Origin of the sequence: Alloacidobacterium sp., from assembly GCF_035631355.1 — a bacterium.
In the GTDB taxonomy this organism is placed as follows: Bacteria; Acidobacteriota; Terriglobia; order Terriglobales; family Acidobacteriaceae; genus Alloacidobacterium.
This window is the reverse complement of the sequence record NZ_DASQIX010000044.1, coordinates 21,518-33,379: the sequence shown is the minus strand read 5'-3', so window position 1 is coordinate 33,379 and position 11,862 is coordinate 21,518. Positions and strand designations below refer to the sequence as shown.

The window sequence follows — 11,862 nt, the reverse complement described above, 5'->3', positions numbered from 1 at the left end:
GCAACGGCTGTCCGGCTGCTCTGCGCGCGAAGCTCCGCGATTTGCCGCTCCGCCGCTTCCAGCTTTAGCCGCAGCTCACGCTCCACTGATTCGTTCTGGCTTTCAACTGCAGCCGTCATCTTTTCTATTGCGCCGGCTTCGCGCTGTTCCAGCCAGGCCACGGTCCGCTCCAACTGGCTCGCGGCGGAGCTTAGGCGCTCAATGCTTTCTCCCAATGAGGCGAGAATGTTATCTGTTTCCATTACGCTTCCTTCCTTCTGTGTATTTGCCCAAAAGATTGCTGCTCGAATCGCCTGGCTGAATGCGCCGCGACCCTCGCGCCCATGCCTGCCCGTGCTGGGATGCTGCTTCTGCAACGTCCCACCGAGAGATGAAACGAGGTATCACGATACGCTGCCTTTTCCCGCAGCAGAATCGCCGCTCCGGTGAACGTGGCCCGCGTCAGCGTCCACACATCGGCGCGCATGTCCGCCACATGCGCATCTGCCAGCTCATAGGACATGCCCATGTGCCCGCTTTCGTTTTGCCGCAGTTGCTGCACAACCTCAGGAAAGTCGCGGCCAAACAAATAGCCGCGCACCCGAAGCTGGTTCCCGATCACGTCGGCCTCAGTGATGATGCCGCACTTCGCCCGCGCGTCGTGGCCGTCCCATTTCGGCGCGTAATCCACCGCCATCCCCAGCAGCGACGGCAGCGCCGCCCTCGCTGCGTCCCGCGTAAGGATCACCCTGTGACCGCGCGCGCCCGATGGCGGACGCGTGCTTGCCTCGTCCACCACTGTCAGCACGCCCTCAAAGGGAACGCGGTTCGGATGGTCAGCGACCTCCGGCATGGTGATCGCCATTGCTTCCAGTCTCATGTCCTCTCCACCCTCTTGTTGAAATGCCGTCTGTTCTTCGCTGCCCTTTACCCCCTTTCTGCAAGTGGCGCCAGCCCGCGCATTGACCGCACTTCATTGACGGTCAAAACGCCCGCCGCCAGCAACTGCGTCTGCACCTGCAATTCCGTAAGCTCATCCGGCGCATCCAGCTCATTGAACACAAACTCGAATTCGCGCCAGCCCAGCTTCTTCGCAAACAAATCGCGCGTCAGATGTTCCGCCAGTAGCTTCGCCAGCGGAACCACCGCGCTCCGGAAAGCTTCGTCCGCCTGCTCCGCCGCGGTAGTGCGGTTCACCTCCCGCTCAAGGCCCAACATCATCGGCGGCAACGAGAAGGCATTCGCCACCATACGAATCAGAAACTCCTGCCAGTTGAGCCGCAGATCAGCGTCCGTGCCGCTGGCAAAGCGCAGCACCTCCGGTTTCTGTTCCGTGCTCAACAGCGGGACCCTGCCCGTGCCTTCAATCTCGTCCTGCCACCAGCGAATCAGTCGCTCATGCTCAATGGGAGTCGTCTCATTCAGCCACAGCGCATACTGCGCCACCGAATTGCTCGCCAGATTCCCAGCAAAGCGATGCGCGGCCAGAAATGAATTGACCGTCTCAAACGCAACCTCCAGCGACCCCAGCCCAAAAGGCGTATGCGACCGCGGATTCATGCGTATATAGATCAACTGATCGTCCCGTAGAAAAACCTGGGCATTCGTGCCCGGCAGACCAGTCGTCTGCGCATATCGGGTTGACTCAGGCTTCCCATCCCATTTGGGATCGATCTCGACCGTCGCGCCATCCACCGCCCACAAATCGACTGGTTTCATAGCGTCGCCGGTAAGCTCCATCTCCATCGCGCCAAATCCGCCCACCAGCGCATCTTCCAGCACCTGTTCCATCAGCGTGCGAAACGAGTCGCCGGCATTCGGCTCCTCCAGCGCCCGGCGCAGTGCCAGCAAGCGCACTGGAGCGTCTGCGATATCACTCACCGAGAAGCCGCGCTTCACACGCACCTGCCAATCCATGCTGGCGATTCGGTCTTTCAGGATATTGATGGCTCTCCGCACCAACGGTGTTTCGGCAAAGCGCCGCAGATTCACCGGCGTCGGCTTCGGCAGCGCATTCGCAGGCGTGCGATAAGGAGTCAGAATTGAAGGCAGGGCCAATGTCTTGCGTTTCACTGCCTGCTCGCCCGTTGCTTCTATGCCGGCTTCTTTCCGTCGCCACAATTTCTGAACCGAATTCTTGACTGTCACCATTTCGCCCTCTGTCCTTTGCGCGTTCAAAAGAAAAGGCATGGCGAAAAGCCATGCCTCGTGAATTCGACCGCTATTTATGGTCCCGATTTTACTTTAACTACGCTGTCATTCTGAGCCTTGAAATTACTTTGTCATCCTGAGCATAGCGAAGGATCTGTTTTTGACTCTCCTCATGTATCTGACAAAGCTGCGATGTCTAAACCCGTAGCTCCCTCTGCGCCGTCTCCGCAATCCGCCCCAGATCATTAGTGGTCATCACGCGAATGCCCTGCGCCTCCATCGTCTCCACAGAAAAGCGATACTGCTCCACGTGATCGCCATCTTCACGATCAGCGCTGACATCATCAACCGGTTCGACCAGGGCCGTCAGTTCCAGCTTCGCATTCTCGATCTGCTTCACGCCCTCACGAATCGACCCGACACTAAAGGCCAGCACCTTCGGCCATTCCGTATCGCCGGTCAGAGAAACAGCATGAAACATCCGCACCACCCCATTAGGCCGGTATCCACAATCGATGTGCAATGGATCGCCGATCTTTGTATACCGCGAGACAGCGATCCGCTTCCGCATCAGGTCCCACACTCCCGCGCGCTCAAATTGTGACCGCATCCTGGCGTGAATCGCTTGCCTGCCGCTCTGGCGCATGGCAGCCTGCCTCTTGCGCGGTTCCACATAGAGCCTCATCAGATCCTCAGCGCCTGTGACCATTGATTCAGCGAGATATGCTTTCGGTTCAGTGATTTGCAGCGCATTCGAAAAAGAATCTTCCAGCACCTGCATCAGAGGCCGCATGCCGGTTTCCTTTAGAGTGAGTCTCTGCCGTAGCTCGCTCTCCATGCTTTCCAGCATAGCAATATCCACATCCGGATCGATGCAGCGCACGCGCGCCCAGTCTTTCGTAAAGCTCAAAATGATCTGCTCCGGCCGCAATGCGTCGCGCAGCAAAACTCCTATATTGACGAACTCATTTCTCACCGGGTCCGGTACATACCGGACGAGATAGAAATCGCATTGTTGCCGCGTGCTCAATCCAAAAATTTCCTTACGTCACAACCACGGTTACATAATCTGTCCACTGACAGTATCGGCCCATCCTGGCTCCGGGAACTGCCTGTTCATCGCCATCGTCTCCGACTTCATCCAATTTGGAAAAGGTCCCCGCGATGATTCCCGAAAGTGGGTAATCAGTTCCGGAATGAGCTCACGCCGCTTCAGCAACTGCTCAACAAGCATTTCCATCTCCGCCAGATTTCCGCCATACCATTCTGGAGGCACAGTTTCCGCAATCGACCAAATCTTCTGCGGATCGAGTTCCTGCACGCGACCCAGCCATGGCTCAAAGCTCTCCCACCCCGTCACGCCACGATATACGAGATTTCTTGCATACACGCCTCGCAGCGGAGCATCCACAAATTCCCATTCCCCCGCATTGAAGCAGTACCCCTGATCGATAAACATGGCTATATAACGCTTCTCCCGCAGCTTCTTGTGAAAAACCGCCTGCCTTCCATTCGAATTGCAGGTCCACTTATCAATCACCAGCATCCCGGCAAATTCGGTCAGATTTTTTACCTCGACCAGCCGGTCTTCCGGAAGATAATCTACAACCAGTCCAGGCATCAGGCCGCCGACCAATCTTGAACCAAAGTGCAAGCCCGCCCGGCATGGTTCCTGGCTTTGTCCGAAATGAAGCACAAGCTCCTTGGAATTTTGAATCAGCCAGTCCGTAACCTCAACCACCTCAGTCGCCGGAACACTCAATCCGACAGCTTCCGCCAGCCGAGTCGCCAGCAATTCATTCGCCAGGACCCGTATATGCTGCGGATTGTTCTGAAACTTTACGACATAAGGATTGCCATCCGACGCCAGCATAAGATGGCCCTGGGCACCCCCCCGCATACGTCGAATCGCCTGTGTCGCCAGAACAGCCAACCCGCCTCCGCTCAATCGGATTGTACATTTCACCTCTGATAATCATGAACTACTGGGAAAGCACAAACTCTCACCAATGAGTTCCATAACAATTTTGGAGTTGGCGTGACTCCAAAAAATTGTCATCCCACCGGAGTCATTGCCTGGCAATGACGTAGCTGAGAACCTGCTGTTTACATGGTTCACACCAACTCGTAAAAATGCTTTCGTCATCCATAGGTGCCGGTCGCTGGGGGGCCTTTCATCTCCTCAGCTCTCCTCGCACACAAACCGCAATCGCCATAGCCATCACGCAATCATCATGCGCTCCGGCGCTGGCTCCAATCCTCCCATTGCGTTGCCGCACAAAACTGCGGCACTCCTGCAGCAATCGTCTGCTGAAGAAGATCTCCGCCGTTTCCACCAGCGCCGCCGCCAGGTCCCCCAGCATCCGCGCGCGATGGTTCGACGAGGTCAGCCATCCATCCTGTCCATCCTGTTGATAGATGCGCCGATATTTGCTCACTCCATGCAGATATGCCAGCACACCCGACCCATGATTGTTCCGCTCCACCACCAGCCAAGCCTCGTTGTACTCCCTGGCCAGCCTGGCTGATTCTTCGGCCAGCTCCAGTGGAGACAGCCGCGCCTGTAACTCCGCGCATTGCAGGCCCGTCTCAATCTCCAGCACCTGCGCGACAGAATAGTCTCCCTCGCTGCCACCTCCAGCCGTATCCACCGCAACCAGATACCGCCGTCCCGGCACCGGAGGAAACCAGATCTGCAACTTTCCGCCCAGCCGTGTCGCAATCGGTTCCGGCAGATTCCTGATACGCGCATCCAGCGCCGCAATATCGAAATAACAATCCCCACTGCTGAGAAAGCATTCATTCGCATCTTCCGGATACTCCTGCTTCGCCAGTCCGCGAAAGCCCGCCGCAATTTTTCTGCGAAACCCAATCTGCTCCAGGACTAGTCCATGTACCTCAATCAGCCTGCGCTCATCCTCCTGCAGCGAGTCCTCAGGCACGGCTTCCGCTCGATACGCATCCTCCCACCACCAGGGAAAGAAATGCCGCACCATCCCGCAATCATCGGCGCTGTTCCACTCCTCCCAGAAACAACCCTCCGCGCCATTCGGCGTCGATTCCAGCACCAACTCACCCGATGGCGGCATCGCCGCGCGCAGTCCCTGCAGCGTCTCTGCCGCGTTTCCCGGCCACCGCGCCACTTCTGAGCAGTGTAGGTTCTGGATCGTTAGCCCGCGCCCGGCATTCTCATCGCCGGCAGTCTCTACCCGGTACTCACTGTCCAGACCCGGAAAAACAATCTGGCGGACATTGGCCGTTGACGTGCGCAGCGCGCCTTCCCGCATAAATTCCGGAAGTCGCTCCAGAAACCGGCGCACAATCCGAAAAATGCCCTCCGCCGCCTCCTGTGTGTGAGCAATTTGCAGCGTCAGCGTTCCCGGCTGCGTAATCGTCTTCAGAAAAAATCTTCCCGCCAACCATGTGCTGATGCCCATCTGACGCGACTTGAGAACAACATTTGCCCTACCGCGCCGCCGTTCATATTCCCATTGCGCCCGGTTCGCGCTGAATGGCACGATTTTTCCTGACCGGTCACGGATCCTGAGCAGTTTCTTTGCCAGGAAAAGCCCAGTAGCGTTGCCTTCCAGCTTTGGCGGCATTTCATCCAGCACTTCTCCCAGCCATGTAAGCTCATCGCAGTCATAAATGCTGCCCCAGTCCTTAATATGCGTACCAGTTCGCATCGGGCCCACACACCATTGTTCTTTTGCCGGCAGAGGAGATGACCAGCGATGTCGCAGCCGCTCCCTGATAGTTGATCGTTTGCGAGCTTGTAGTCGTCAGCGTCACAGCATTCGAGCTTGAGTCCGACTTGATAATCGTGAACTCCTCTCCCGTAGGCGACGCCTTGTCTGGCCACTGCGTAAAGCAACTCGGCAGCGTGATCGTCTGCCCGCCGCTTGAAGCGTTGGCAATCACGTTCTTGTTCGCCGTCGTCAAACTCAACGTTGAAGCCGTGTTAATAATGGTCGAGAGCGCAATACCCCCTGCGAGCGCACCGTCCCCTGATAAGTAACGTTGAAGAACGGATTTTGTCCCGCCACATGGCCTTCAAACAGGTCCGTCTGATACCCGTTGTAAAGCTGCGCCGAATAAGCCTCGTAGTTGGAAGTACCCGCCTTGGGTGATGCCCACACCGTGGCCACCACGCCATTTCCCGGCGCATTGTTCGACGCCCCGCCGCCTGTGAACCCCGTTGTCGTCTCCGGCTCCAGCGCCTGGGCATAATTCCCGCAGCCGGTCAGGTGATGCACGCTGGCAAATGTTGGGGGCACGCCCGAAGCAGAAGCATATGTGATCCAGTTCACTGACGGCGACATTCCCAGGCATCCTATATCTGCGATCTCCAGCCCGTTTGTTACCGAGGACGCGACATAAGCCAGGTTCGCCGACGGAAAGCTCGTAAGATCAGGCCACTGAATGTGCCCGCCATGAATCGAAGTCCCGCTGGCCCCGATATAAAAGGCCGCAATCGCCGGACTGTCCGCATAAGTATCCGTCCACACGCTTCCCGCCCCGCCTGTGTCATAAACCACATAGTTTGTAGCATAAGAAGCGTCAGCCGCCGTTGAACTTGACGCCGTATTACTGCACGGCGCAGTCGTACATGTATACGGATACCCAAATCCATGAATCATATATCCCGTATTACCTGTGCCCTCGTTGTAAACGGCGGCAATCTGCGCGTTGCGCACCAGCATGGTGTCCAGTTGGCTGTCGATGGCCGTCTTCAGCAAGTGGATCCCATAAGCTGGACGGCTTGCCGGAGTAAAGCTGGCAGAGTTGTAGCTGACAGTTACATTCCGAAGCAGAAAGCCCGATTGATGCCCATTCGACGTGCTCTCTTCGCCCAGCAGAATCCCTTCCGCGGACGTATCATTCACCGCGACGTTATCGACCACGAGACCACGAAACCATTGCAGTTCCAGGCCGTGCGTCGCATTCGCATTGCCCAGGATCGTAAAGTCCTTGAACAAGCATCCCTGTGCCTGCGCTGAGTTTCCCAGAAAAATCACATCACCGCTTAAATCTGAAGGCACACTTAGAGTGGATGCGCTCGCGGAGCTGTCAGCCGCCGTACTCGCGCCTCCTGATCCAACCAGATTCACGCATGCGCCATTGCCCGGTTCCATAAGTGTGGCCGTAAGCGAATAAGTTCCCGGCCCCAGCCGCACCGTCTGGTTATGTCCTGAGCTGATCACGAGGCTTGCCGCCGCATTCCATGCGGCATTGAGCGTTGTATAAGTATTCCCATCCACAGTAATCTCGCCATTTAAAGACGCTGCTGTAAGTGCCGCACCTACCCTCGCTTCTCCACCTATTGTTAGATTAGCTGTCGAACTTAGCACGAGAGGCCCTGAAAGTGTGCCTCCAGTTATGGGAAGATAGTTGCCGCTCAGCGATGCAATTGAGGCATCAACATATTGCTTCGTTGCATCCTGCACTGCAACTGTTGCAGGTATAAGTTGTGCGCGAACAGAAGCTATCGACGCGCTTGCGCCTGCCGGAACCACCCAGTATTCCTTGTTTACGGTGCCGTCATTCAGGTGATAAATTGCCGTGTAATAGCTCCCAGCGGGCGATGCGCCCGCATTTGGCGCAAGGTTCAAGCTGACAAAGCCGTCCTGCCCAATAGAAACCGTAGCGCTTCCGGCAGCGATCGCTTGACTGTTCGCCGTAGAAAGCGCGGGCCATGTCACGATCAAAGTTCCGGCCGCCGGCGTTCCGTCAGCCCGGTATACCACTCCCTGCACCGTAGTGGTCGTTATCTGCGCATGAATGATGGATGCGCTGAAGATGAATAACAGCATTCGCGTCACGATCTTCGCAAGCTGCCTCTTATTTCTCACCAATTGCTCCTCGTAGTCTCTTGAAGGCCCATGAATGTTAGCTGTGTAATGGACGCGGGTACGAGTTTCTTATCGCGCGCAAAGGGATGATGCTGTCATCCTGACGCTGAACGAAGTGAAGCGGAAGGATCTGCTGTTCCTTGCATATCCGGCAACACAGGCCGTTATTGCGAACTCTGCTTCCTGTCATCTTCCGCGCTGCCTGCCAGCGCGCCCTTATCGCCTTGCGCAGCCGCTCTTTCCTTCTCACGCTTCATCGCCGCTACCTCATCCAGCAGAATCTTCCCAAGGCTGGGCGGTCTCCGCGGCCGTTTTCCTTTGCCCGCATCACGCACCTCTTCTTTCACGCCGCCCAAGTCAAACAACAACTTGGTGTGCATCACGCTGCCTTGAGTGGCCTCTTCCGCCAGTCTGCGAACAATGCTTGGATAGTTCTTTCCAATTTCTTCCTGGGCCCGCTTCCTGAAGTGCCTTGGTTTAGTTGGTTTCTCATCCAGCTCCAGCGCGCCCGAGGTCGTTTCAACCGGATCCGGAGCTATCTCTGCCTTCTGAGTTTTATTGGTTCCTTTTTTTGCCATAACAAAAGTAAAAGGGAGGCGCTTTCCGCCTCCCTTTGTTTTTCTCTACTCTTATTTATAGAATAGCATTTTAAGTGGAAATAGTACGCCAACTTATCACGAACTTTTTTCTCCATCAATTGAATAACTTAGAGTAATTTCCACAGTTTCACCCCCTTGACAACATTTTGGCTAGTCGATTTTCAGAAGCTCTAAATCCAGAAATACGCGGGACAATTCATCGAGAGTGTCTCCATACTTCCGCGTAACAGATCGTAGGCTTTCCCCGATAAGTTCCGCAGTCTCCTCCTGCGTGTATTCCTGCAGAGCGATGCGCGACACCAGTTGGCGGCCAACGGGATCAAGTTTCTTCAGGCCCTTTTCGATGTCGAAGAGAAAAATCACCGCATCCTCAAAGTTGTACATGCGATAGTTGCTTGCTTTTCCTCGAAATACGCAGTTTCCAATCACCGACGGAACGCGTCCGGTCTGCAGAGAAACGAGCATATATCGCCGCAGCAGAAGCTCGGTGCGCCTCCTGTAGAAAGCGATTCCACCCACAGGCGCGCGGGCCACAACCGGCTGCTCAACTTCAGGCTGTGATTCGGCCCAGACATAGGGAAGCATCAATGCAGCACTCATCGCACACCCCCTGCATTGACGTGTTGGCGTGTGCAGCGTCTGTGTTTTCGCGGTCGGCCAGCCAGCCGCCTTGATCTTGGAGCAGGAAAGGCCCGCAATCTCATCGAGCATGCAGCGCAATAAATCTCGTTCAACTCCTGGGCGCGGAACCAGAGACCACCGCACCCCTCACAAATTTTTAAAGTTACGCGCATAAACGTCATTAATTCTCCAAGGAGATAAAAAGGCCCGTAAATATGGTTTGCGCCATACTTCGCGGGCAAAGGGAGTAATTACATCAGGCATGGCCTCTTGCTTGTGCCGCTGCCGGGTGCATGTATTCCTGTTGTAAGTAGGAACAGGGAGAGAGACACGGATCATGGGGGATAAGTTGAATGCTCTTCTTCTGTAAATGTTCTTAGTGCCTTCTGCTGGCACAGCTCCCAGAACACAAAGTGACAAAATCTCAAATGACATGCAAAAGTGAAACGACTGTATTCGCGCCGCGCCAAAGTGGTCAATGAGCCATGATCCGAAGGGCGTCACGCATCCATACTGTGAGTTCCGAATCCCCCGGTAATAAGGAAAATCAGTGAAACCGATGTTTCTCTGAGTTAAGCCTGCGCGTAAAGGTGTATAGCTCAAAGAAAAATTTCCACAATGAACTTTTCGCAACTACATGAGCAACTTCGCCTTGAACTTCTACGGCGCATCAAGCGCGGAGTGCTCACCGGTACATTGCTTGCCCGTCAAACCGGGCTGAAACCTGCTCATATCTCAAATTTTCTCCGCTCCAAACGCCGCCTTAGCCTCGACGCGCTCGACAGCGTCCTGACGGCGCAGTCCATTTCCATAGAAGAGTTACTAACGCAGTCTCAAAGCAGTTATGCCCGGTCGCGCTGGCAACTTATGCCGCCAAATAGAGTGGCGCTCGTTTCTCAAGGCGTCGCGATGTTTGAATCGCATATACGCAGAGGTTCCATTTTGGAACTCATACATCTCCCAACCGGCTATCTCGATCATCTGCCAATCAGGCGCCTTAGGACAGAAGGGGCTGGGAACGATTCATTGCTGTCCGCGCCAGCTACTTACAGGCGGAAGCCATGGGGCCCATTATCGTTCCCCACGCGATTCTCGTGATTGATCGGCATTACAATTCCCTCGCTCCATACCGTCCACCGATGCCGAGCATCTTTGCCGTTCAGTTCGGGAGCAATCTACCCTTCCGTTATGCGACGCTTCAGCGAAACTGCATCGTTTTGCGTCCACACAAAATTGAGCATCCGATTCAACTGATTGAACTCAAGCCCGAAGATTCTCCCGCCGGCTTTGTCGTAGGACGGGTTTGCGTCAGCATCTCCGAGGTGTAAAGCCACGCGATCGTTAAATTTTGGTAGCATCGCGTCGGAGGAGTTGTTTTCATGGACCAGCCAACGGCTCTGGCTAATAGTGCGCGCCGGAGTGAAGATATCGCTCTCGATCTGCTCAAATTTGTGGCCACCACTACGGGAGTGGGTCGCTCGACGGCGTCATCGCCGGGCTTCGTTTCCGCTAGCGCGTCGAAACCCGAAGACCAGGTAACTCATCTGCTTGAGCTCTACACGCGCTGCCTTCGCGCGGTTGAGGGGAAGGGAGAAGCGCGCTAGCGCTGAGGTTTGGCAGAATCCGCAATACAGAACGTTGCTGTCTGCGGCGCAGGCGTCTTCGGCCTGAATCATCTCCGCGTCTATCGCGCATTGCAGCAATCTGGTCTGCCTATCAGGCTCGCGGCAATCGTGGAAACAGACGCGAACAGGGCAGCAGCGCTCAAACAGGAATGGGGCGTTCCGGTCTTCAGCTCCATCGAAGCTTGTCTGGCGGATTGTCACATCGATGCAGCTTCCGTATGCGTTCCTACAGTCTGGCATCATCAAATAGCATCCGCTCTCTTATCTGCCGGAGTCGATGTCCTGGTGGAAAAGCCGATTGCGGCTTCACTCGAAGAAGCAGAGCAGTTGATCAGTCTGGCCGAGAAGCACCAGCGCATTCTGCAGGTGGGGCATCTGGAACGCTTTAATCCGGCCGTCATGGCTCTTCACGACTTGCTGAATGGCCCCATGTTTTTTGAAGCGCACCGGCTCAGCGTCTTCAGTCCGCGTTCTCTCGACGTGGACGTTGTTCTCGACCTGATGATCCATGACCTCGACATCGTCCTCACCATCGCTCAATCACCGGTCAGTCAGGTGCACGCCGTTGGATTGCCCATCCTCTCGCCGAAGGTTGATATCGCAAATGTCCGCATCGAATTCGAATCGGGCTGTGTCGCCAACTTCACTGCCAGCCGAGTCAGCACCGAGCGCGTCCGCAAGCTGCGGTTTTTTCAGCCCCACCAGTATGTTTCCATCGACTATGCGCGACAGGACCTACTTCTCATCAACGTTGCCGCCAATGCGTCGGCAAATCCATCCGCTGGCCTGAACATGCAGAAACCGCGGATCACCCCGGGTGAGCCGTTGCGGCTCGAAATCGAGTCGTTTCTTGACTGCAACCGGAACCGCCAACAACCAGTGGTTTCGAGCAAAGACGGAAGCGCGGCACTTGCTCTGGCGCTACAGATCAATGCGGCTATCGCCGACCACTCCCACCGCGCAGGTCTCGATCGCTATAGCCACTAAGTCCTAAGGAATTTCTGACTAAGTCTTCCCGTAAGGGCACGGCTGAAG

The 11,862-nt window shown here is 55.7% G+C and carries 14 protein-coding genes and 1 pseudogene; 4 read left to right on the top strand and 11 right to left on the bottom strand.

What is annotated here, in order from left to right; genetic code table 11:
* The 11 genes and pseudogenes from VEV40_RS07675 to VEV40_RS20695 form a co-directional block, all read right to left on the bottom strand.
* Window positions 1–242 (bottom strand): annotated as a pseudogene (locus VEV40_RS07675) (hypothetical protein); the annotation flags it as partial.
* The gene (locus tag VEV40_RS07670) at window positions 242–859 is read right to left on the bottom strand and encodes a hypothetical protein (RefSeq protein WP_324831327.1); all 618 of its coding nucleotides are present in this window, start codon (window positions 857–859) and stop codon (window positions 242–244) included. The gene VEV40_RS07670 and the pseudogene VEV40_RS07675, both read right to left, overlap by 1 nt.
* Before the next feature lie 47 nt (window positions 860–906).
* A complete protein-coding gene (locus VEV40_RS07665) occupies window positions 907–2,130 on the bottom strand; it encodes a phage portal protein (RefSeq protein ID WP_324831326.1) in 1,224 nt (407 codons plus the stop codon).
* Between the two features lie 196 nt (window positions 2,131–2,326).
* Window positions 2,327–3,160 (bottom strand): DUF3037 domain-containing protein, encoded by an 834-nt coding sequence (locus tag VEV40_RS07660; RefSeq protein ID WP_324831324.1) that lies wholly within the window; start codon window positions 3,158–3,160, stop codon window positions 2,327–2,329.
* A gap of 30 nt (window positions 3,161–3,190) precedes the next feature.
* Complete coding sequence (locus VEV40_RS07655; RefSeq protein WP_324831322.1) at window positions 3,191–4,096, bottom strand: HipA family kinase; 906 nt, start codon at window positions 4,094–4,096, stop codon at window positions 3,191–3,193.
* 208 nt (window positions 4,097–4,304) lie between these two features.
* Window positions 4,305–5,816: a terminase gene (locus VEV40_RS07650; protein WP_324831321.1), complete on the bottom strand. Its 1,512-nt coding sequence runs from the start codon at window positions 5,814–5,816 to the stop codon at window positions 4,305–4,307.
* Entirely contained in the window at window positions 5,794–6,078 is a 285-nt protein-coding gene (locus VEV40_RS07645; RefSeq protein ID WP_324831320.1) for a hypothetical protein, read from the bottom strand. The genes VEV40_RS07650 and VEV40_RS07645 overlap by 23 nt, the downstream gene beginning before the upstream one ends.
* Complete coding sequence (locus VEV40_RS07640; protein ID WP_324831319.1) at window positions 6,075–7,982, bottom strand: hypothetical protein; 1,908 nt, start codon at window positions 7,980–7,982, stop codon at window positions 6,075–6,077. Before VEV40_RS07640 ends, VEV40_RS07645 begins: the two co-directional genes overlap by 4 nt.
* Window positions 7,983–8,146: 164 nt before the next feature.
* Complete coding sequence (locus VEV40_RS07635; protein WP_324831317.1) at window positions 8,147–8,560, bottom strand: hypothetical protein; 414 nt, start codon at window positions 8,558–8,560, stop codon at window positions 8,147–8,149.
* 171 nt (window positions 8,561–8,731) lie between these two features.
* Window positions 8,732–9,181, bottom strand: a complete 450-nt coding sequence (locus tag VEV40_RS07630) for a hypothetical protein (protein ID WP_324831315.1) — start codon at window positions 9,179–9,181, stop codon at window positions 8,732–8,734.
* Window positions 9,178–9,375, bottom strand: coding sequence for a hypothetical protein (locus VEV40_RS20695; RefSeq protein WP_414637826.1), 198 nt, complete (start codon window positions 9,373–9,375; stop codon window positions 9,178–9,180). The genes VEV40_RS07630 and VEV40_RS20695 overlap by 4 nt, the downstream gene beginning before the upstream one ends.
* A gap of 445 nt (window positions 9,376–9,820) precedes the next feature.
* Here VEV40_RS20695 and VEV40_RS20690 point away from each other — a divergent pair, with 445 nt between their 5' ends.
* The 4 genes from VEV40_RS20690 to VEV40_RS07615 are packed head-to-tail and all read left to right on the top strand — an operon-like array spanning window position 9,821 to window position 11,814.
* Entirely contained in the window at window positions 9,821–10,300 is a 480-nt protein-coding gene (locus VEV40_RS20690) for a helix-turn-helix domain-containing protein (RefSeq protein WP_414637825.1), read from the top strand.
* Window positions 10,264–10,530, top strand: a complete 267-nt coding sequence (locus VEV40_RS07625; protein ID WP_324831314.1) for a hypothetical protein — start codon at window positions 10,264–10,266, stop codon at window positions 10,528–10,530. Before VEV40_RS20690 ends, VEV40_RS07625 begins: the two co-directional genes overlap by 37 nt.
* Before the next feature lie 51 nt (window positions 10,531–10,581).
* Window positions 10,582–10,806 (top strand): hypothetical protein, encoded by a 225-nt coding sequence (locus VEV40_RS07620; protein WP_324831312.1) that lies wholly within the window; start codon window positions 10,582–10,584, stop codon window positions 10,804–10,806.
* A 9-nt stretch (window positions 10,807–10,815) separates the two neighbouring features.
* Window positions 10,816–11,814 carry a Gfo/Idh/MocA family oxidoreductase gene (locus VEV40_RS07615; RefSeq protein ID WP_324831310.1) on the top strand — a complete coding sequence of 333 codons (999 nt, stop codon included), beginning with the start codon at window positions 10,816–10,818 and terminating at the stop codon, window positions 11,812–11,814.
* Window positions 11,815–11,862 lie beyond the last annotated feature (48 nt).

Excerpts from the sequence above, each read along its gene's own strand:
- VEV40_RS07620 (WP_324831312.1), top strand. The coding sequence starts at position 10,582 with ATGGACCAGCCAACGGCTCTGGCTAATAGTGCGCGCCGGAGTGAAGAT.
- VEV40_RS07665 (WP_324831326.1), bottom strand. The coding sequence starts at position 2,130 with ATGGTGACAGTCAAGAATTCGGTTCAGAAATTGTGGCGACGGAAAGAA.
- VEV40_RS07650 (WP_324831321.1), bottom strand. The coding sequence starts at position 5,816 with ATGCGAACTGGTACGCATATTAAGGACTGGGGCAGCATTTATGACTGC.
- VEV40_RS07630 (WP_324831315.1), bottom strand. The coding sequence starts at position 9,181 with ATGAGTGCTGCATTGATGCTTCCCTATGTCTGGGCCGAATCACAGCCT.
- VEV40_RS07635 (WP_324831317.1), bottom strand. The coding sequence starts at position 8,560 with ATGGCAAAAAAAGGAACCAATAAAACTCAGAAGGCAGAGATAGCTCCG.
- VEV40_RS20690 (WP_414637825.1), top strand. The coding sequence starts at position 9,821 with ATGAACTTTTCGCAACTACATGAGCAACTTCGCCTTGAACTTCTACGG.
- VEV40_RS07625 (WP_324831314.1), top strand. The coding sequence starts at position 10,264 with ATGGGGCCCATTATCGTTCCCCACGCGATTCTCGTGATTGATCGGCAT.
- VEV40_RS07670 (WP_324831327.1), bottom strand. The coding sequence starts at position 859 with ATGAGACTGGAAGCAATGGCGATCACCATGCCGGAGGTCGCTGACCAT.
- VEV40_RS20695 (WP_414637826.1), bottom strand. The coding sequence starts at position 9,375 with ATGCGCGTAACTTTAAAAATTTGTGAGGGGTGCGGTGGTCTCTGGTTC.